The sequence below is a fragment of the Micromonospora sp. AB353 genome (assembly GCF_049538395.1).
GTDB lineage: Bacteria > Actinomycetota > Actinomycetes > Mycobacteriales > Micromonosporaceae > Micromonospora > Micromonospora aurantiaca.
On sequence record NZ_JBMVFV010000063.1, the window covers coordinates 1 to 19,701 of the forward strand.

Below are 19,701 nucleotides of genomic sequence, written 5' to 3' on the forward strand. Positions count from 1 at the left end.
CGGCCTCCAGGCCGGCGCGCGCGACCTCCATGTCCTGCGTGTAGTGCCCGCCGCTGACCCCGATGCCGCCGATCACCGCGCCGCCGGCGGTGATCGGGTAGCCGCCGCCGAAGACGACGAGCCGGTCGATGCCGGTGGTCGCGCCGGTGGCCAGCGGGGCGTCGTCCTTGATGAAGTCGTACCAGCCGTCGGTGGGCATGCCGAAGCCCGCCGCCGTGTACGCCTTGTCCTGCGCGACCTGCACCGACAGCAACGCGGCGCCGTCCATCCGGGCGAACGCCTTGAGTACGCCGCTCTCGTCGACGACGGCGATGACGCAGGGCAGTGTCATCTGCTCGGCCTTGGCGATCGCGGCGGCGAGGATCCGCTGGGCGGCGCCGATCGTGACCGACGTCTTGGTGAAGTTGTCCATGAGAGGTTCCTTCCGTGGTGGTGGGTGGGGTGGGGCAGGGCTCAGACGACGCCCGCGGCGCGCAGGCGGGAGATCTCGTCGCCGTCGAGTCCGGCGACGTCGCGGAGCACCTCGTCGGTGTGCTCGCCCAGTTCGGGCCCGACCCGGCGGATCCCGCCGGGCGTCGCGGTCAGCTTTGGCACGACGTTCTGCATCGGGAACTCGCCGAGGTCCGGGTGCTCCAGCCGGACGATCGCCTCCCGGGCGGCGAAGTGCGGGTCGGTGAGCATCTCCTTGGCGGTGTAGATCCGCCCGGCGGGCACACCGTGGTGGTGCAGCAGCTCCAGCAGCTCGTCCCCGGCGTACCCGGCGCACCACTTGGCGATCAGTTCGTCCAGCTCGCGCTGGTGCCGGCCGCGGCCGGTGTGCCCGGCGAACCGCGGGTCGGCGGCCAGTTCCGGCTGCGCCATCGCCTCGGCCAGCCGCCGGAACACGGTGTCCTGGTTCGCCGCGATCACGATCATTCCGCCGTCGGACGCGACGTAGACGTTGCTCGGCGCGATGTTCGGCAGGATCGAGCCGGTGCGTTCCCTGATGTAGCCGCCGATCGCGTACTCCGGCACCAGCGACTCCATCAGCGCGAGCACCGACTCGTAGATGGCGCTGTCGACGATCTGTCCCCGGCCGGTCGCCTCGGCCACCCGCAGCGCGCCCATCGCGCCGACGGCGGCGAACGTGCCGGCCAGCGAGTCGCCGATGCTGATGCCGACCCGGCTGGGCAGCGACTCGGGGTCACCCGTGGTGTAGCGGATGCCGCCCATCGCCTCGCCGATCGAGCCGTATCCGGCGCGTTCGGCGTACGGTCCGGACTGCCCGTACGCCGACACCCGCACGATCACCAGCCGCGGGTTGATGTCCCACAGCACGTCCGGGCCGACGCCCCAGCGCTCCAGCGTGCCGGGCCGGAAGTTCTCCACCAGGACGTCGGCCTCGGCGGCGAGCCGGCGCAGCACCTCCTGCCCCTCCGGGACGCGCAGGTTGAGGGTGACCGAGCGCTTGTTGCGCCCGAGCACCGGGAACCACAGCGACTTGCCGTACGGGCGCTCGCGTCCCCACTCGCGCATCGGGTCGCCCCGGCCCGGCTCCTCCAGTTTGATCACGTCGGCGCCCAGGTCGCCGAGGATCTGGCCGCAGAACGGCCCGGCCAGCAGGACCCCGGCTTCGATCACGCGCAAGCCGGACAGCGGGCCGCGGGCATAGTCGTTCATGTCGTCCCTGTTCTCTCGTCGGTCGTTCCGGTGGTGCGGGTGGAGGTCAGGCCGGCACGGCGTGCGGCCGGGCCTCCGGTTCGGGTTCCGGCTCGGGGGAGTGCCGCTGCGTACGCTGGCGGATCCAGCCGAGCGACACCGCGCCGAGCAGCGTGACGCCGAGCAGGATGTCGCCCAGCGGCAGCGGCATGCCACGCAGCCGGAAGATGTTCAGCACGATGCTCAGCGACAGCAGGCTCAGGAACGCCGTGATCGGGTTCCCGTGCCCGCCGCCCGCGAGCCGGAACCCGGCGATCAGCAGCGCGCCGTAGACGTACAGCTCGGTGCCCTCGCCGAGGGTGACGGCCGAGGCGCCGGTGCGCATCACCTGGACGCAGCCGGCGACCGCCGCGGCGGTGCTGGTCAGCACGAACAGCGCCAGCCGGACCCGGCCGGCCCGGATGCCGGCGCGGGCGGCGACGACCTCGTCGCCGCCGGTGGCGCGCAGGTGGGTTCCCCAGCGGGACCGGCGGACCAGCGCGCCGCACACCAGGGCGAGCCCCAGCACCACCAGGACCGGCACCGGCAACGGCCCGATCGTGGTCTTCAGCGCGGTGCTGAGCTCCGGGGTGTACGCGGCCACCGAACTGCCGTCGCTGATCACCTTCGCCAGGCCGCGGGCGGCCACGAGCATGCCGAGTGTGGCGATCAGCGGCCAGACGCCGAACACCAGCGCGAGGCCGCCGTTCGTGAGTCCGGCGATCAGCCCGGCGCCGAGCGCGGCGAGCACGCCGATCTGCCACGAGCCGGAGGCGGTGTAGACGGTGGCGTAGACGACCGCGCCGAGACCGAGGACCGAGCCGACGCTGAGGTCGGCGACGCCACCGGTCATCGCCAGGCTCGCCGCGAGCAGGACGATCGCCGGGGCGAGCATGTCGCCGAGCATGCTGGAGATGTTGGCGCGGGTGGCGAAGTCGGGCGCGAAGCTCAGCGCGGCGGCCACGGCGACCACGAACAGCAGCACGCTCGTGGTGGACGGGCGGCTGAGCAGGGCGGTCCATCCGGGCCGGGTACCGGTGGTCGTCATGGTGCGCTCCTGACGCTGTTGACGGCGAGCGCGACCGCGAGCACGACCCCCTCGACGACCGGCTGCCAGCTGGACGAGACGCCCCAGGTGACGATGGCCGTGGGCAGCGTGTTTAGCAGCAGCAGCGCGGCGGCGACGCCGAGGAAGCTGCCCCGGCCGCCGGTGAGCGCCATCCCGCCGAGCAGCAGGATCGAGATCACCCGGAACTCGGTACCCGGGGTCAGCGTGGACTGGACGATGTCGCCCTGGGACGCGAGGACCAGCCCGGCGAGGCCGGCGACCAGCCCGCAGAACACCAGCGCGCCGGCCTGGATCCGGTCCGGTCGCAGCCCGCGCACGAGCGCGGCCTGCCGGTTGCCGCCGACCGCGACGAGGTGCCGGCCCAGGCGGGTGCGGCCGGCCACGAACGCGACGGCGGCGAGCAGCACCAGCATGACCCAGAAGACCCGGGGTACGCCGAACAGGTCGCCGGCGACGTGCCGGCGCAGGAAGCTGTCGCGCGGGATCGGCACGAACTCGATGAACAGCCGGGTGGTGCCGCTGACCAGGAACATCGTGCCGAGGGTGGCGACGATGGGGTGGATGCGCACGCGCACGATCAGCACCGCGTTGACGACGCCGATGAGCGTGCCGAACACCAGCGCCGCGACCAGCACCACGGCGAACGGCGTGCCGTCGGTCAGCAGCTGGGCGGCGATCAGCGCGGCGGCCACCGCCGTCACGCCGACGGACAGGTCGAACTCGGCGCCGCTGAGCATCACCAGGCTGACGCCGACGACCAGGACGCCGATGAACGCCATGTTGAAGGCCACCGCGATGACGGTCTGGTGGGACAGGAAGGCCGGCGACTTCACGGCGGTGGCCAGCACCAGCGCGACCCAGAGCGCGGCCAGGGCGAGTGTGGCGCCGTGGCGGCGGAGCACGGACGGGACCGTGCTCCGCCGGACGGCTGCCTGCGGGGCAGACACGGACATGGTCAGGTGCTCACTTGCCGAGCCCGTACGTCTCGGTGCCCGCGGGACAGTACTGCTCGGCGGCAGACTTGGCCGGGGCGTCCTTGGCGTAGAGCGCGTCGATCCGCTCCTTGAGCGGCGGGATGGACGACACGGCGTCCTTGGGGAACGCGCAGACCGGGTTGAACAGCGCGTTCGGGTCCTTCGGCGAGTCGACCACGGGGATCTTCTCGCCGGCGACCATCCGGTCGAGGATCGTGTAGATCTGCTTGGCGTAGCCCTCGTACCAGAACGCTGTCGAGCCGCCGAGGCCCGGCGTGTCGACACCGAACAGCATGAGGTCGGCGCCGAGGCCGTAGCCGTAGATCTCACCGGCGCGGCTGAGCTGCTCCGCGGCGTTGATGGTGCCGATGATCATGTTGTCGTTGCCGCCGAGCGCCAGGATCTTCTTCGCGTCGGGCTTGGAGACCAGGATGTCGCGGGCGACGCCCTGGGCGCCGTCCGGCGTGGTCGGCGAGTTGCGCCGGGTGATGACGCCGTCGATGTCCGGGCAGACCTCCTTGAGTCCCTTGAGGATGCCCTCGGTGCGCAGCAGCGCCACGTCACCGGACTCCTCGTTCTCCAGCACCGTGACGAGGTCCGGCTTGCAGCCCCACTTCTCCTTCGCGTACGTCCCGCCGGCCCGGCCGGACAGCCGCCCCGACTCGACGTTGTTGATCCCGAAGAAGTGCGCGCCCGGGTGGGCGATGTCGATCGCGATGACCGGGATCCCGGCCTTGTTGAAGATGTCCATGATCTGCGGGGCGACCTTGCCGTCGCCCTGGAACTCCACGACGTGGGTGACGCCACGGGAGACCATGGTCTCGGCGTTCGCCACCGCCGTCGGCCCGTCCCGGTCGTTGTTGAGCACGAGGATCTCCCACCCGCGCTTCTCGGCCTCCTTGCGCATGCCGACGTCGATGGCCCCCAGCACGGGGCTGGCCGGCTCGGCGAAGTTGGCGAACCCGATCCGGACGTCCCTGGCCTCCAGCGCCTTGCCCTCCGCGGGGGCCGCCGGGGCCCCTCCCTCGGTGGAACAGGCCGCCGCCGTCATGCCCAGCGCGACGACGAGCGCGGCGCTCGCGAACGATCTGCGTCTCACTCTGATCCCTTCTCTCGGGCTTGCTTCGGCCGGTGTGGCCGGCGTCAGGACTCGGTCACCGGCACGGCGGGCGCCGCACCGGTGATCAGGGCGACGATGTCGCCGGAGGACGCCTCGGCGGTGGTCAGCTCGCCGACCGTGCGTCCCTGTCGCATGACCGTGACCCGGTCCGCGACGCGGAAGACGTGTTCGAGGTTGTGCGAGATCATCAGCACCGCGATGTCCTGCTGCTTGAGCGCGGTGATGATCTCCAGGACGTGCCCGGACTCGGTGACGCCGAGCGCCGCGGTCGGCTCGTCGAGCATCACGATGTTGCGGCCCCACATGGTGGCTCGTGCGACGGCGAGCGCCTGGCGCTGTCCGCCGGACATCGAGGACACGTGCGAGGACAGCGAGGGCAGCCGGGCGCCGATGCGGTCGACGGCCTGCTGCGTCCGCTCCGCCATCGCCCGGCGGTCCACCAGGCGCATCAGCCGGGACACCGGGCCGCGGCCCAGCGGTTCCCGGCCCAGGAAGACGTTCTCCGCCGCGCTCATCGAGTCGATCAGTGACAGGTCCTGGTAGACGGTCTCGATGCCGGCGTCGAGCGCGTCGGCGGGACCGGCGAACCGGCGGGGCGCGCCGTCGACCAGGATCTCGCCGCGGTCCGGCGTGACCACGCCGGCGAGCGTCTTCACCAGCGTCGACTTGCCGGCGCCGTTGTCGCCCATCAGCGCCATGACCTCGCCCCGCCGCAACGTCAGCGACGCGTCGCGCAGGGCCCGTACGGCGCCGAAGCTGCGGGCGATGCCGCGCGCCTGCAGGACCGGTGTGGTGGTGGGGGGTGGGACGTCGTCCCGGCGGCGCTCGACGTCCCCGGGACGGGGGACTGCCGCTGCCTGCTCTGTCATGGCGAGAGAGTCAAGCAATGTATGCAATCACTGTCAAGGATTCGCGGCGAGGTGGCACCTGTGGTCCCCGCCGTCGGGTCTCATTCGACCCGACCTGTCGAGAAGATCGGGAAAACTACGAGGTGGGGGCGCTCGTTGCGCCGCGCACTGGCTGTTCGCTCCGCTGACGAGACCGTCTTGACCGCTCCGGCCTCCGCCCCTATGTTGTGTACATTCTCGGGCCGATGGTGGCCGCGATCACATACCGCGCACTGCCGCGACGGGTGGGCGGCGCGGTGACCGGCCGCGCCCGTCCACCCCCTCGTCGCGCTCCCGTCGACAGGAGAACGGAGTTGACATGATCAATGGGATGGTCGTGGTGGACGGTGTCGTCCACGGGTACGACTTCCGGCCCGGGAACCGGGCGCCGCACTGCTCCCAGGCCGCGTACGACGGCATGGTGAACGCGCTGTACCGCATCGGCCACACCTCGGTCGAGTCGCCGGCGCCCGGCTACCTGATGACGCGGGACGAGTTCACCGCCGGCTGGACCGCCGAGGAGCTGGCGGACATCGTGTTCGTGGAGAGCGCCGTCGACGTGATGATCTACCACGGCGTGGAGATCGACGGCTTCTTCGACGGCGGCGCCTCGCCGTACGAGCTGGGCCGCGAGCTGAAGCGGCGGTATCCGGACCGGGTGCTGCTGTTCGCGCCGGTGGACCCGCTGCGCGGTCCCGCCGAGCTGGACCTGATGCAGCAGCGCGCCGAAGAGGACGACATCGACGGGTTCAAGTTCTATCCGACGAACGGGCTGATCGACCCGGAGGTGAACTCCTCGAAGCTGATGCTGCTCGACGACCGCGAGCTGGCGTTCCCCTACCTGCAGAAGGCGCTCGACCTCGGCGTCACGCACATCGGCGCGCACAAGGCGGTGCCGGCCGGGGCCGGGCCGCGGGTGCTCAACCACGTCGACGACGTGACCTGCGCGGCGATCGCCTTCCCGGGCCTGACGTTCGAGGTGGTGCACAGCGGCTGGGCGTTCCTGGAGGACTGCGCGCTGCAACTGCGGACGCACCCGAACATCTGGGCGACGATCGAGTCGGTGTCGAACATGATCGTGCGCAAGCCGCGCCGGTTCGCCGAGATCGTCGGCATGCTCATGATGCACGGCGGCACGGATCGCATCATGTTCGCCACCGGCGTCCCGTCCGCGCACCCGCAGCCCATCATCGACGCCCTGATGAGCTTCGAGATGCCCCGCGAACTCGTCGACGGGTGGGGCTTCCCGGAGTTCACCCCGGACGTGCTCGCCAAGCTGATGGGCGGCAACGCGCTGCGCCTGCACGGCCTGGACGACGAGAGGGTGCGCGCGGCGGTCGCCGGTGACGACCTCGCCCGGCGTCGCGAGGACTACCTCGCGCAGGCGCCCCGGCCGTGGGCGCGCCATCGGGAACGGCTGGCGGCGTGAGCGGCGTGGACCCGGCCGCGGCCGACCTGCGGTCCCGGCTGCTGACCGCGTGCAACACCGTCCACGACCCCTGCGGTCTGGGGGTGGGCCGGCGCGTGGGCATCGTCGACATGGGGCTGGTCCGCGACGTGCGGGCACACCGGGAGCCGGACGGCCGGCTGCGGGTGACGCTCGACCTGATCACCACCGGCCCGTTCTGCATGTACACGCCGTTCTTCGAGCAGAGCGTGCGCCGGGAGATCGGGCGGATGGCGCCGGAGGTCGACGACGTCGAGGTCGAGTGGGGCGACAGCACCGGCTGGTCCGAGGCGCTGATGACCGAGCACGGCCGGGCGGTCCTGCGCATCGGGCGTCCCGCGGCGCCCGTCCGCTGACGCGTACCCCGAGAGCCTCACGTCGGAAAAATACAATTTCTCCGCCGGTCGGGGCGAATGCGCCTCCCGTCGTGGGCTGGCGAAACGCTCTCGATCAGGGACTATGTTTCGGCATTGTGAACTATTGACTGTCGATGTTGATCGTGTTGGACTGCGATTGCATGCAACCCGAGGCGCCCGTCACGCGCCGGGTTCGTTTTCGCCCCTCCCTGCGCCGACTCATCGATTCGCTTCTTTTCGACGACTGCCACCCACCGAGGGAGTAGCACCGTGACACACACTTTCGGAGCCCGCCGGCTCCGCGCCGCCGCCGCCGCGTTCGGGGTGGCCGCCCTTCTGCTCACCACCGCCGCCTGCGGATCGGGTGAGGACAGCGCGGACTCCGGCACGCCCGCCGCGGTGAACGACGAATACACCGAGACGGCCCGCAAGCTGATCGCCGCCGGCACCGGCGGAATGCTCTACTTCGAGGGCAAGGAAGCCGACATCACCCTCGACAAGATCAAGGTTTACGAGGAGTGGTCCGGGCCGACGACCTCGGTGAAACCGCCGGCGAACGGCAAGCTCAACATCATCGTCTGCAAGATCGGCACCTCCTGCGAGGAGGTCGGCAAGCGGGCCACCGCCATCGCCGAGAAGCTCGGCTGGAGCGCCGAGATCCTGGACGGCCAGGGCACCCCGGAGGGCTACCAGAAGGCACTGGCCACCGCCGCCGCCAACAAACCCACCGCCGTCATCACCGTCGCCATCCCGGAGAACCAGGTCGCCGACGGCATCGCCGAGCTGCAGAAGGCGAAGATCCCGGTGGTGGGCGTCTCCGCCGTCGCCGAGGGCGGCGCGGTCGGCTACGACGCGCACGTGTCCAGCCGGGAGACGTTCCAGGCGGTGCTGGCCACCGCGAAGGCCGTCGCCGACTCCAACGGCAAGGCCAAGGTCGTCTTCCTCTGGGACGTCGGCTACCCGCACCTGGTCGAGGCGCTCAACGCCAGCAAGCGCGTGCTCGCCGGCTGCACCGGCTGCGAGCTGCTGGAGGTCCGCGAGCGCACGCTGGCGCAGGCGGTCGACCCGATCGAGATGCAGAACATCACCACCTCGCTGATCCAGAAGCACGGCGACAAGCTGCAGTACATCCTCACCCCGTACGGCAACGGCGTGGAGTCCGTCATCGCCGCCATCCGGGCCGCCGGGCGCAACGACATCAAGGTGCTGTCCAAGAACGCCGAACCGGAGCGGCTGGGCAGCGTCGCAGCCGGTGACCAGCTCGCCGACTTCGGCGCCATCCGCGGCTGGAACGCCTACGCCGCCATCGACCAGGTCGGCCGGCTGGCCGCCGGTCAGCCCGCGCTGCCCGACGCCGAGCAGGGCATCCCGGCGACCGTCTTCGACAAGACGAACGCGCCCAAGGACGGCGCCGTCGACTGGAACAGCTACGTGAACTACGCCGAGCGCTACGAGAAGATGTGGAGCGAAGCCCGATGAGTGCCGCCCCGGTGCTGGAGGCGGTGGGCGTCAGCAAGTCCTACGGCCGGGTACGCGCCGTCACCGACGTCTCCTTCGACGTACGCCCGGGCGAGATCCTGGGCGTCGTCGGGGACAACGGCGCCGGCAAGTCCACGCTGATGAGCATGGTCAGCGGCGCGCTGGCGCCGGACACGGGCCGCCTGCGGGTGGCCGGCCGGGACCTGACGCCGCACACCATCGGCGCGGCCCGGTCCGCCGGGATCGAGATGATCTACCAGGATCTCGGGCTCTCCGACAACCTGAGCATCGTCGAGAACGTCTTCCTCGGCCGCGAGTGGACCGGCGGCGTACGCGGCCTGCCGGTGCTGCGCAAGCGGGCGATGCGCGAGCGCACCCGCGCGGTGCTGGAGGAACTCGGCATCGACCTGCACGACATGAACGTTCTGGTCGAGGGGCTCTCCGGCGGGCAGCGGCAGATGGTCGCCATCGCCCGCGCGCTGGTCACCGAGAACGAGCCGCGCGTGATGGTGATGGACGAGCCGACGGCGGCGCTCGGCACCACCGAGTCCGACGGCGTCAACGCGCTGATCCGACGGCTGCGCGACCGCGGCTACGCGGTCATCGTGATCAGCCACCGGATCCCGGAGATCCTGTCGATGGCCGACCGGCTGCTGGTGATGAAGGGCGGCCGCAACGTCTACCACGGCCCCACCGAGGGGCTCGACGTCGAACGGTGCGTGCAGCTGATCGTCGCCGGCACGCTCGCCACGGCGGGGGAGGCGGTCCGATGACCACCGCCGCGACGAAGACACCCCCGGGCGGTGGCCGCACCGTCGTCAAGCAGAGCGCCGACCGGTCCCGCGCCGGGGCCGGGGAGCGGGCGGTCGAGGGGGTGAGCCGGTTCGGGCTGCTCGGCATGCTCGTCCTGGTGATCGCGGTCTTCTCCCTGCTCACCCCGGAGACCTACTTCACCACCACGAACTTCCGGCTGATCCTGGTCAACCAGACCGTGACGGTGATCGTGGCGATGGCCGCCACCCTGCCGCTGCTGGCGCACTACCTGGACGCGTCGGTCGGCCCGATGCTGGGCCTGGCGCAGGGCGTGAGCATCTGGCTGATCGCGGTGCAGGGCGTACCGATCTGGCTGGCCCTGCTGGCGGTGCTCGCCGTCGGCATCGCGGTGGGCCTGCTCAACAGCCTGCTGGTGCTGAAGTTCGGCATGAGCTCGATCATCGCGACGCTCGCGGTGGGCAGCCTGCTGATGGGTCTGCTCTACATGGTCACCGGCGGCCGGGTGCTGTACCAGAACGTGCCGCCGGCGTTCACCGAGATCGCCCGCGGCGACCTGGGCGGCGTCCCGCTGCCGCTGATCTACCTCGTGGTGCTGGTGCTGGCGCTGGAGTTCATCGTCGTCTGGACCCCGTTCGGGCAGCGACTCTACGCGATGGACGGCAACCTGCGCGGCGCCGCCCGGGCCGGCATCGACGTGCGCAGCTACACCATCCGGGCGTTCGTCGGCGCGGCGGTGCTCGCCTCACTCGCCGGAGTGCTGCTGGCCTCGCGGATCGGCTCGGCCCAGCCCACGGTCGGCGAGCAGTTCCTGCTGCCGGCCTTCGCCGCCGCGTTCCTCGGTGCCGCCGCGCTGCGACCCGGCCGGGTCAACATCCTCGGCACGGTGATCGCCGCGTACTTCATCACCTTCACCATCGCCGGCCTGCAGCACCTCGGCGCCGCGACCTGGATCGAGCGCGTCTTCAACGGTCTCGCCGTCATCGCCGGCGTCTCGGTCGCCGCGTGGTCGGTGCGGCGCCGCCGCCAGCTCGCGGTCCGGCACGTCGAACGCCTGGAGCACGACACCACCCCGAAGGGACGTCCCACCCCATGAAGAACGGCTTCTTCGTCCTCGACAACGCCATCCACATGTACAAGCTCACCGACGAGAACATCGACTTCAACCACGGCGGGAAGAAGTCGACGAACGCGCTCGTCGAGTACGCCCGCAAGTACTCGGCCCCGGGCTACCCGTACGACGACATCTCCGGCCGCGAGCTGTCCGTCGAGGACGCGTACCGGCTGATGTTCGAGGAGTCCGACACCGACATGGCGATGGCCCAGACGGTGCCCAGCCACGGCGGCTGGAAGCTGGGTTTCTCGCCGGCGGAGAACAACTACAAGCTCAAGGAGGCCTACCCGGACCGGGTGCTGTTCTGCGGCGGCGTCGACCCGATCACCCACGGCCGCTACGGCGCGGTGACCGAGATGATCCGCCAGATCGAGGAGTGGGGCGCCACCAGCTTCAAGTTCTACCAGGCGCACTCCGGCGGCCTGTCCTGGAAGATCGACGACCGGCAGGTCGCGTACCCGCTGTGGGAGACCGCCCTCGAACACGGCGTGACGAACGTGCAGTTCCACAAGGGCCTGGCGTTCAACACCCAGCACATCGCCGACCTGGCGCCGTACGACCTGGAACGCGCGGCGCAGGACTTCCCCGAGATGACGTTCATCGTGCACCACCTCGGTGAGCCGTTCATCAACGAGACGATCAACATCGCGGCCCGGTACGAGAACATCCACCTCGCGCTGACCGCCTGGATCAACCAGTACCCGGTCGCGCCCCGGGCCGCGCTGCACGCCATCGGCAAGTGCCTGCTGCACGTCGGCCCGGACCGGCTGCTGTGGGGCTCCGAGGCGTTCGTCTGGCCGAAGGTGCAGGCGTACATCGACCTGTTCGCCGAGATGCGCATGCCGGAGGACCTCCAGGACGGCTACGGCTACCCGGAGCTGACCGACGAGATCAAGGAGAAGATCTTCGGCCTGAACTTCGCCCGGGTGCTCGGCATCGACGTGAAGGCCAAGAAGAAGGAGCTGTACGGCAAGAGCGGCAAGAAGTCCGCGAAGAAGGGCCGCAAGGATGGGCGCTGACAAGACGGCGAAGGCCGCCGACCGCGCGCTCGACGGCAAGGTACGCCAGCTCGTCGAGGCGCACGGCGGCGGCGTCACCGTCGACGTGGACGCCGACGGCGACGCCCGGGTCACGTTCCACGGCCGCTGCGCGGCCTGCCCGTCGGCACCGGTCACCATGGGCTCGCTGGTCCGCCCGGCGCTGCTGAAGATCGAGGGCGTCCGTTCGGTGACCCGGGCGGGCGCGGTCTCCCGGTTCGCCGAGGCGCGCATCGAGAAGATGTTCGGCCTGTCGGAGCCGGCCGGATGACCGACGGCTTTCCCGACGGGCCGCTGACCGGCGTACGGGTGGTGGAGGCCGGCGTGCTGCTGGCCGGGCCGTTCTGCGCGCAACTGCTGGGCGACTTCGGCGCCGAGGTGATCAAGGTCGAGCAGCCGGACGGCGGCGACCCGATGCGGCAGTGGGGGCGGGAGAAGCCGCACGGCAAGTCGCTGTGGTTCCCGGTGGTGGCCCGCAACAAGAAGTCGGTCACCTGCAACCTGCGGATGCCCGAGGGGCAGCAGCTCATGCGCGAGCTGCTCGCCGGCGCCGACGTGTTCGTGGAGAACTTCCGCCCGGGCACGCTGGAACGCTGGGGGCTCGCGCCGGAGGAACTGCACCGGATCAATCCGAGGCTCGTCGTCGTGCGGGTCACCGCGTTCGGGCAGGACGGCCCGTACGCGTCCCGCGCCGGCTACGGCTCGATCGGCGAGGCGATGGGCGGGATCCGGCACGTCACCGGCGACCCGTCCACGCCGCCGAGCCGCATCGGCGTGAGCCTCGGCGACTCGCTGGCCGGCACGTTCGCCGCGCTCGGCGCCATGATGGCGTTGCGGGTGGCGACCAGCACCGGCCAGGGCCAGGTGGTGGACAGCGCCATCTACGAGTCGGTGCTGGCGCTGATGGAGTCGCTGGTGCCGGAGTACGCGCTCACCGGCTACGTCAGGGAGCGGACCGGCTCGATCCTGCCCAACGTGGCGCCGAGCAACGCGTACCCGACGCGCGACGGCGCCACCGTGCTGATCGCCGCGAACCAGGACACGGTGTTCCGCCGCCTGACGGCGGTGATGGGCCGCCCGGACCTGGCCGACGACCCCCGGTACGCCACCCACGCCGCCCGCGGCGCGCACCAGGCCGAACTGGACGACCTGATCGCGGCGTGGACCGTCACGTTCGAACCGGCCGCGCTGCTACGGCTGCTGCATCTGGGCGGCGTACCGGCCGGGTCGGTCTACACCGCCCGGGAGATGCTGGCCGACGAGCACTTCGCCGCGCGCGAGGCGATCGTCGAACTCGACCACCCGGAGATGGGCGCGTTCCCGATGCAGAACGTCGCGCCCCGGCTGTCCCGCACCCCGGGCCGGCTGCGCTCGGTGGGCCCGCGGCTGGGCGAGCACACCGACGAGGTCCTGCGCCAGGTGCTGTGCCTGGCCGACGACCGGATCACCGAACTGCGCGCCGCCGGCGCGATCTGAGGAGGCAGTCATGGCGAAGAACCCGCACGTGGTGAAGAAGCGCTCGATCTCCGCGCCGGCCGCGCGCGCGATGGTGGCCGCCGCCGTCGCCCGGGCCGAGGAGATGGGCTTCGCGGTCACCGTCGCGGTGTGCGACGAGAGCGGCGTGCTGAAGGCGTACGAGCGGATGGACGGCGCGCCGCTGGTGAGCGTGCAGCTGGCGCAGGACAAGGCGTACACGGCAGTCGGTTTCGGGCTCAGCAGCGACGGCTGGTACGACTTCATCAAGGACGACGGCCCGCTGGCGATGGGTGCCCCGCCCGCGATCGACCGGCTGGTGACCTTCGGCGGCGGCTATCCGGTGAAGGTCGACGACGTGCTGGTCGGCGGCATCGGGGTCAGCGGCGGCCACTACACGCAGGACATGGAGGTCGCGCAGGCCGGACTGAAGGCGCTGTCTTGAGCGTCGAGATCGTCGAGGTCGGCCCCCGGGACGGCCTGCAGAACCACCCGGCGGAGCTGACCACCGGGCAGAAGGCGGAACTGGTACGCCGGGCCGTCGCGGCGGGCAGCCGGCGGGTCGAGGTGACGAGCTTCGTCAACCCGGCGAAGGTGCCGAAGCTCGCCGACGCCGACGCGCTCATGGCGCTGGTCCGCGACGAGCCGGGCCTGGCCGCGATCGGCCTGGTGATGAACGGGCGCGGCCTGGACCGGGCGGTCGCCGCCGGCGTCACCGAGGTCAACTTCGTGGTGGTCGCCACCGACACGTTCTGCCGGCGCAACCAGGGCACGACCACAGCGGAAGCGGTGGCGGAGGTACGACGGCTGCTGCCCCGCGCCCGCGAGCAGGGGCTGCGCGCCTCGGTCACGGTCGGGGCCGCGTTCGGCTGCCCGTTCGAGGGGGAGACGCCGCCGGAGCGGGTGCTGCGCGTCGTCGACGACCTGGCACCGGTGGCACCGGACGAGGTGGCGCTCGCCGACACCATCGGCGTGGCCGTGCCGTCCCAGGTGGAGCGGTTGTTCACCGCCGTGGGCGAGCGCACCGGGGCGAGCCTGCGCGGGCACTTCCACAACACCCGCAACCTGGGCCTGGCGAACGTGCTGGCCGCCGTCGGGGCCGGCGCGCGGGCGATCGACGCCAGCGTCGGCGGCATCGGCGGCTGCCCGTTCGCGCCGGCCGCCACCGGCAACGTGGCCACCGAGGACGTGGTGTACGCGCTGGAACGCTCCGGGACAGCCACCGGGGTGTCGCAGGAGGCGGCGATCGGCAACGCCAGGTGGCTGGCCGAGGTGTTCGGCGCCGAGCTTCCGGGCATGCTGAGCCGGGCCGGTGGATTCCCGTGACCGGGCCGCTGACCGGACTGCGGGTGCTGGACCTGACCAGCACGTTCTCCGGCCCGTACTGCACGCTGATGCTGGCCGACCTGGGCGCCGAGGTGATCAAGGTGGAGCCGCCGGGCGGGGACATCGCCCGCCAGCTCGGCGCGGCCCGCACCCCCGGCATGGCGGCGGTGTTCCTCAACATGAACCGGGGCAAGAAGAGCGTCCTGCTGGACCTCAAGGCGCCCGCCGACCGGGCCGCCTTCGACCGGCTGGTGCCGACGGTGGACGTGCTGGTGCACAACATGCGCCCGGCCGCCGTGACCCGGCTCGCGCTCACCTACGACGACGTGCGCGCGCTGCACCCGGCGATCGTCTACTGCGCGATCCCGGGGTTCCGGGGGACCAGCCGGCACGCCGACCGGCCCGCGTACGACGACGTGATCCAGGGCGCCTCCGGGATCGCCGCGCTGCAGAGCGTCAACCAGGACCAGCCCGGGTACGTCGTCACACCGCTCGCCGACAAGATCACCGGGCTCACCGCGTCCACCGCCGTGCTCGCCGCGCTGCGCCACCGCGACGCGACCGGCGAGGGGCAGCGCGTCGAGGTGCCGATGTACGACACGATGGTCGCCTTCGGCCTGCTCGAACAGCTCGACGGCTGGACGTTCGACCCGCCCACCGGGCCGCCGCTCTACCCGCGTACCGCAGCACCGAACCGCCGTCCGTACGCCACCGCCGACGGGCACCTGTGCGTGCTGATCTACACGGGCCGGCAGTGGGACCGGTTCCTCACCCTGGTCGGGCGCGCCGACCTGCTGCGCCATCCCGACTACGACACCGTCGGCAAGCGGATCGCCAACGCCGACGCGCTCTACCAGGTCGTGGCCGACGTGCTGCGCGGGCGCACCACGGCCGAGTGGCTGGCGGAGCTGTCCGCGATCGACGTGCCCTGCGCGCCGCTGGCCGGCTACGAGGAGATCCTGCGCGAGGAGGAAGCAGCCGGGACCGGCCTGGTGTCGATCGTCGAGCACCCGGTGGCCGGGCGGCTGCGCAGCGTCGCCTCGCCGATCGTCATGTCGGCCTCGCCACTGCCGTCCGGCCGGCTCGCGCCCACGCTCGGCGAGCACACCGACGAGGTGCTCGCCGGCGGCACCGAGGGGAGAAGCGGATGAGGGGCAGGGTAGCGGTCGTCACCGGCGCCGGATCGGGGATCGGGCTCGCCGTCGCCCGCCGGCTGGCCGGCGAGGGCGCCGAGGTGCTCTCCGCCGACCTCGACGTCTCCGCCTGCGTGGGCGTCCCGGTCACCGCCGACCTGGGCACCCCGGCCGGCGTCGCCGCCGTCGTGCGGGAGGTGACCAGCCGGTACGGCGGCGCGGACGTGCTCGTCAACAACGTGGCGCTCGCGCCGTACCGGGACGCGTTCACCGACATCGACGACGCCGCCTGGCAGCGCACCTGGGACGTGAACGTGATGTCCTGCGTGCGCCTGTGCCGCGCGCTCGTGCCGCTCATGGTCGAGCGGGGCGGCGGCAGCGTGGTCACCATCGGCTCCGAGGCGGCGCGGCACCCGAAGCCGCACATGCTCGACTACGCGGTCAGCAAAGCCGCGCTGCTCAGCCTCGCCAAGGGCCTGGCCCTGGAGTACGGCTCCCGGGGCGTACGGGTGAACACCGTCGCGCCCGGCCCGACCCGGACCGCGACCATGGACGCCTACCTGGAGTCGGTCGCGCTCCGGCTCGGCATCGACGTCTCCGCCGCCGCCGACCACGTCGTGCACGAGCTGCGCCGGCTGCCGCTGGGCCGGATGAACGAGCCGGAGGACGTCGCCGAGGTGGTGCTCTTCCTGGCCGGGGACCGGTCCCGGCAGGTGACCGGCTCGGAGTACGCCGTCAACGGCGGTTCCACCGCGTCGATGTAGGTTCACCATCGGTGAACAGAGGGGGACGCATGGGCCGGGCCACGCAGTCGGCGTACGAGTCGATCAAGACGCGCATCCTCGGTGGGGCGTACGAGCCGGGGAAGAAGCTCTCCGAGGAGGATCTCGCCGCCGCGGTGGGGGTGAGCCGCACCCCGGTACGGGAGGCGCTGCGCCGGCTGCACGCCGAGGGCCTGGTGGACTGGGAGGCCAACCGGGGCGCCACCGTCCCGGCCTGGCGCGAGCAGGACCTGGAGGAGATCTTCGAGCTGCGTGCCCTGCTGGAGGGGTACGGCGCCGAGCTGGCCGCGACCCGGATCACGCCGGAGGAGATCGCCCGGCTGCGCGAGCTGTGCGCCGAGATGGAGGGCTACGCGGCCGGCCAGCGGCGGGACCGGGCGGACCGGATCGCGGTCTGCAACGCGCAGTTCCACGAGATCATCCTGGGCGCCGGGCGGAACCGCCGGTTGAGCGCGCTGCTCGGGGCGGTGGTGCAGACGCCGCTGGTGAACCGCACGTTCCGCCGGTACGACGAGGCGGCGATGGCGCGCAGCATGTCGCACCACCGGGAGCTGATCGACGCGTTCGAGGCGCGCGACCGGGCCTGGGCCGGCTCGGTGATGCGGGCGCACATCCTCGCCGCCCGCGCCACCCTCGGCACGCCCTGACCCACGCCGGGCCGGGACACGTCGTACCCGTCGACGGTCCCCGGCCCGGCGTCACGTGTCACCCGGCGGACGCCTCGGCGCGGCGTACCACCTCGGTGGCGGCGCGCACCACCGCCCGGTCCAGCAGCCGCCCACCGGCGTCGGTGGCCACCCCGGAACCGCCGCGTTCGGCCTGCTCCAACGCCTCCAGCACGGCCCGGGCGGAGGCCACCTCGGCCTCGGTGGGGGTGAACACCTCGTTGATCGTGGCGATCTGCCCGGGGTGGATGGCGCTGCGGGCCCGGAAGCCCTGCCGCAGCAGCGCCCGGGTGGTCCGCTCCAGCCGTTCCGGATCGCGCAGCGTCGTCTCCACCGGCCCGACCGCGGGGGCGATGCCGGCGGCGGCCGACGCGACGACGACCTGGGAGCGGATCGGGGCGAACTCCGCCCGGTCCGGTCCCGGCTGAAGTCCCAGCTCACCGGCGAGGTCCGCCTCGCCGAGGCCGAGCCGCAGCACCCGGGGCGCGGCGGCCACCCGCGGCGCGGTGAGCACGCCCCGGGCGGTCTCGATCAGCGCCACCACCCGGAACGCCGGGGCGTCCGGGCCGAGCCGCCGCTGCACCCGGGTCAGCGCGGCGTCGACCTCGGCGAGCAGTTCCGGCTCGGCCTTCGGCACCCAGACCCCGGCCGCGGCGGGGGAGAGGATCTCGACGTCCGCCTCGACCTGGTCGCTGTTGATCCGCACCCACAGCCGGGGGCCGGACGGCGCGGCGGCGTCCAGGTACCCGGCGACCGTCTCCCGGGCCTGCGCCTTGCGGGCCGGCGTGACCGCGTCCTCCAGGTCGAGCACGAGCGCGTCCGCGCCCCGCCCGGCCGCCTTGTCCAGCAGGTCCGCCCGGTCGCCCGGCACGTACAGGTAGCTGCGCGCCACCGCCATCGGTCGTCCCCCTACCGCTGCGGGCGGGCGAGGTAGCGGCCGGCCGGCTCGCCGGTCACCTTGCCGTCGACGAGCACGTGCTGCCCGCGGACGAAGGTGTCGGTGACCCGGGCGGTCAGCTCGAAGCCCTCGAACGGCGTGTACTCCTGCGTCGACTCGGAGTCCGCCGCGCGCACCGTCCAGGTCGAGTCCGGGTCGACCAGGCAGATGTCGGCGTCGTAGCCCTGCACCAGCGCGCCCTTGTTGCGCAGGCCGAAGCGCTGCGCCGGGTTCCACGAGGTCAGCTCCGCCACCCGCTGGTACGACAGGCCGCGCCGGTTGCCCTCGGTGACCAGGCCGGGCAGGAGGTACTCGGCGCCGCCGAAGCCGGACTTGGCGACGAAGATGTCGTCGCGCGGCTCACCGAACTTGACCTCGTCCTTGCAGCAGGCGTGGTCGCTGACCACCCAGTCGATCTTGCCGTCCAGGACGTACCCCCAGAGCGCCTCGACGTCGGCGCGCGGGCGCAGCGGCGGGTTGACCTTGCCGCCCAGTCCGTGCGCGGTGTCGATGTCGGCGACCAGGTGACCGATGGTCACCTCACGGCGGAAGTCGATGTGCGGGAACGCCCGCGCCATCCGCAGCGCCGCGTCAACGGCCTTCTCCGAGGTCAGGTGCAGCAGGTTGATCTTCGGCAGCCCGGTCTCGTGCGCCAGGTACGACGCGATCGACACGGCCAGTCCCTCGGAGTGCGGCGGCCGCGACGCGTGGTACGCCTCCAGCCCGCGCAGCGTGCCGTCCTGCTCGACCTGCTTGGTGTACGCGCTCATGATCTCGGCGGTCTCGCAGTGCAGCGACAGCGAGATCTCGTCGGCCAGCTCGGGGAAGCGCTCGCGGGCCGCCTGGACGCCCCGCATGACGAACTCGAAGTGGGCGTAGTCGTACCGCTCGCCCTCCGGGATCATCAGGAACGCGTTCTGGTCCGCGGACCGGCCGTGCAGGCCGTGGCTGCCGTAGAACATGAAGATCTTGAACGAGGTGACGCCGTGCTCCTCGACCAGCGACGGCACCTCGCCGATGTGCTCCCGCGACATCGGCGCCAGGTGGAAGCCGTAGTCGATGTAGGAGCGGCCCTCGGTCGCGGCCAGCACCTCGGGGAAGAAGTCGGCGTACCGGCCGCCGCGGTTGAGGTAGTACTGCCCGGTGCGCATGTAGTTCAGCGCGGTGGTGACGCCGCCCTGCACCGAGGCGCGGCTCTCCGAGACGGCGTCCTCGCTCAGCGGGTTGTAGATGCCCCAGTGCTGGTGGGCGTCGACCACGCCGGGGAAGGCGAGCCGGCCGCCGCCGTCGACGACCTGGGCGGCCTCCGCCCGGTCGATCTGCGGGGCGACGCGGCTGATCCGCCCGTCGGTGACGGCGATGTCCATCAGCTCCGGTTCGGGCCGGTCGTGCCGGACCACGCGGACGTTCGTCAGCAGCAGGTCGTAGGTGCTCATGGTGTTGCTCCTCGTGCT

Annotated in this window: 21 protein-coding genes; 13 read left to right on the forward strand and 8 right to left on the reverse strand. The window is 71.9% G+C overall.

The genetic code is table 11. From position 1 onward, the window contains the following. From ACPCK6_RS22240 to ACPCK6_RS22265, 6 genes are all read right to left on the reverse strand, one after another. Positions 1–412, reverse strand: a 412-nt coding sequence (locus ACPCK6_RS22240) for a GlcG/HbpS family heme-binding protein (RefSeq protein ID WP_423482105.1), incomplete at its 3' end; no start/stop codon positions are given. A gap of 41 nt (positions 413–453) precedes the next feature. Beyond that, complete coding sequence (locus ACPCK6_RS22245; RefSeq protein WP_423482106.1) at positions 454–1,659, reverse strand: CaiB/BaiF CoA transferase family protein; 1,206 nt, start codon at positions 1,657–1,659, stop codon at positions 454–456. A gap of 46 nt (positions 1,660–1,705) precedes the next feature. After that, the gene (locus ACPCK6_RS22250) at positions 1,706–2,725 is read right to left on the reverse strand and encodes an ABC transporter permease (protein ID WP_396883749.1); all 1,020 of its coding nucleotides are present in this window, start codon (positions 2,723–2,725) and stop codon (positions 1,706–1,708) included. Next, the gene (locus tag ACPCK6_RS22255) at positions 2,722–3,648 is read right to left on the reverse strand and encodes an ABC transporter permease (protein WP_396883750.1); all 927 of its coding nucleotides are present in this window, start codon (positions 3,646–3,648) and stop codon (positions 2,722–2,724) included. Before ACPCK6_RS22255 ends, ACPCK6_RS22250 begins: the two co-directional genes overlap by 4 nt. Before the next feature lie 61 nt (positions 3,649–3,709). Then, complete coding sequence (locus tag ACPCK6_RS22260) at positions 3,710–4,819, reverse strand: sugar ABC transporter substrate-binding protein (RefSeq protein ID WP_423482107.1); 1,110 nt, start codon at positions 4,817–4,819, stop codon at positions 3,710–3,712. 44 nt (positions 4,820–4,863) lie between these two features. Then, positions 4,864–5,709: an ATP-binding cassette domain-containing protein gene (locus ACPCK6_RS22265; protein ID WP_423482108.1), complete on the reverse strand. Its 846-nt coding sequence runs from the start codon at positions 5,707–5,709 to the stop codon at positions 4,864–4,866. Positions 5,710–6,046: 337 nt separating this feature from the next. On the opposite strand from ACPCK6_RS22265, the gene ACPCK6_RS22270 reads away from it, so the two are divergent. The 13 genes from ACPCK6_RS22270 to ACPCK6_RS22330 all read left to right on the forward strand — a co-directional run bounded on the left by ACPCK6_RS22270 (position 6,047) and on the right by ACPCK6_RS22330 (position 17,292). Then, positions 6,047–7,156, forward strand: coding sequence for an amidohydrolase family protein (locus ACPCK6_RS22270; protein ID WP_423482109.1), 1,110 nt, complete (start codon positions 6,047–6,049; stop codon positions 7,154–7,156). Beyond that, positions 7,153–7,530 carry a metal-sulfur cluster assembly factor gene (locus ACPCK6_RS22275; protein ID WP_423482110.1) on the forward strand — a complete coding sequence of 126 codons (378 nt, stop codon included), beginning with the start codon at positions 7,153–7,155 and terminating at the stop codon, positions 7,528–7,530. The genes ACPCK6_RS22270 and ACPCK6_RS22275 overlap by 4 nt, the downstream gene beginning before the upstream one ends. 270 nt (positions 7,531–7,800) lie before the next feature. Next, on the forward strand, positions 7,801–9,009 hold the full coding sequence (locus tag ACPCK6_RS22280) for a substrate-binding domain-containing protein (protein ID WP_396883755.1): 1,209 nt from the start codon (positions 7,801–7,803) through the stop codon (positions 9,007–9,009). Further along, the gene (locus ACPCK6_RS22285) at positions 9,006–9,782 is read left to right on the forward strand and encodes an ATP-binding cassette domain-containing protein (protein WP_194799015.1); all 777 of its coding nucleotides are present in this window, start codon (positions 9,006–9,008) and stop codon (positions 9,780–9,782) included. Before ACPCK6_RS22280 ends, ACPCK6_RS22285 begins: the two co-directional genes overlap by 4 nt. Further along, entirely contained in the window at positions 9,779–10,876 is a 1,098-nt protein-coding gene (locus ACPCK6_RS22290; protein ID WP_396883757.1) for an ABC transporter permease, read from the forward strand. The genes ACPCK6_RS22285 and ACPCK6_RS22290 overlap by 4 nt, the downstream gene beginning before the upstream one ends. Continuing rightward, the gene (locus tag ACPCK6_RS22295) at positions 10,873–11,913 is read left to right on the forward strand and encodes an amidohydrolase family protein (protein WP_013286911.1); all 1,041 of its coding nucleotides are present in this window, start codon (positions 10,873–10,875) and stop codon (positions 11,911–11,913) included. The genes ACPCK6_RS22290 and ACPCK6_RS22295 overlap by 4 nt, the downstream gene beginning before the upstream one ends. Then, positions 11,903–12,202, forward strand: coding sequence for a NifU family protein (locus tag ACPCK6_RS22300; RefSeq protein WP_052166116.1), 300 nt, complete (start codon positions 11,903–11,905; stop codon positions 12,200–12,202). The genes ACPCK6_RS22295 and ACPCK6_RS22300 overlap by 11 nt, the downstream gene beginning before the upstream one ends. Beyond that, positions 12,199–13,407 (forward strand): CaiB/BaiF CoA transferase family protein, encoded by a 1,209-nt coding sequence (locus ACPCK6_RS22305; RefSeq protein ID WP_396883759.1) that lies wholly within the window; start codon positions 12,199–12,201, stop codon positions 13,405–13,407. The genes ACPCK6_RS22300 and ACPCK6_RS22305 overlap by 4 nt, the downstream gene beginning before the upstream one ends. Before the next feature lie 10 nt (positions 13,408–13,417). After that, the gene (locus ACPCK6_RS22310) at positions 13,418–13,849 is read left to right on the forward strand and encodes a GlcG/HbpS family heme-binding protein (RefSeq protein WP_135240666.1); all 432 of its coding nucleotides are present in this window, start codon (positions 13,418–13,420) and stop codon (positions 13,847–13,849) included. Next, positions 13,846–14,730: a hydroxymethylglutaryl-CoA lyase gene (locus ACPCK6_RS22315; RefSeq protein WP_396883760.1), complete on the forward strand. Its 885-nt coding sequence runs from the start codon at positions 13,846–13,848 to the stop codon at positions 14,728–14,730. The genes ACPCK6_RS22310 and ACPCK6_RS22315 overlap by 4 nt, the downstream gene beginning before the upstream one ends. After that, positions 14,727–15,881, forward strand: a complete 1,155-nt coding sequence (locus tag ACPCK6_RS22320; protein WP_396883761.1) for a CaiB/BaiF CoA transferase family protein — start codon at positions 14,727–14,729, stop codon at positions 15,879–15,881. Before ACPCK6_RS22315 ends, ACPCK6_RS22320 begins: the two co-directional genes overlap by 4 nt. Beyond that, positions 15,878–16,627 carry an SDR family NAD(P)-dependent oxidoreductase gene (locus ACPCK6_RS22325; protein WP_396883762.1) on the forward strand — a complete coding sequence of 250 codons (750 nt, stop codon included), beginning with the start codon at positions 15,878–15,880 and terminating at the stop codon, positions 16,625–16,627. The genes ACPCK6_RS22320 and ACPCK6_RS22325 overlap by 4 nt, the downstream gene beginning before the upstream one ends. Positions 16,628–16,656: 29 nt before the next feature. Further along, positions 16,657–17,292: a GntR family transcriptional regulator gene (locus ACPCK6_RS22330; protein ID WP_013286904.1), complete on the forward strand. Its 636-nt coding sequence runs from the start codon at positions 16,657–16,659 to the stop codon at positions 17,290–17,292. Between the two features lie 58 nt (positions 17,293–17,350). Here ACPCK6_RS22330 and ACPCK6_RS22335 read toward each other — a convergent pair whose 3' ends face one another. Further along, complete coding sequence (locus tag ACPCK6_RS22335) at positions 17,351–18,208, reverse strand: HpcH/HpaI aldolase/citrate lyase family protein (protein WP_423482111.1); 858 nt, start codon at positions 18,206–18,208, stop codon at positions 17,351–17,353. Positions 18,209–18,219: 11 nt separating this feature from the next. After that, a complete protein-coding gene (locus ACPCK6_RS22340) occupies positions 18,220–19,683 on the reverse strand; it encodes a dihydroorotase (RefSeq protein WP_423482112.1) in 1,464 nt (487 codons plus the stop codon). Positions 19,684–19,701: the final 18 nt, after the last annotated feature.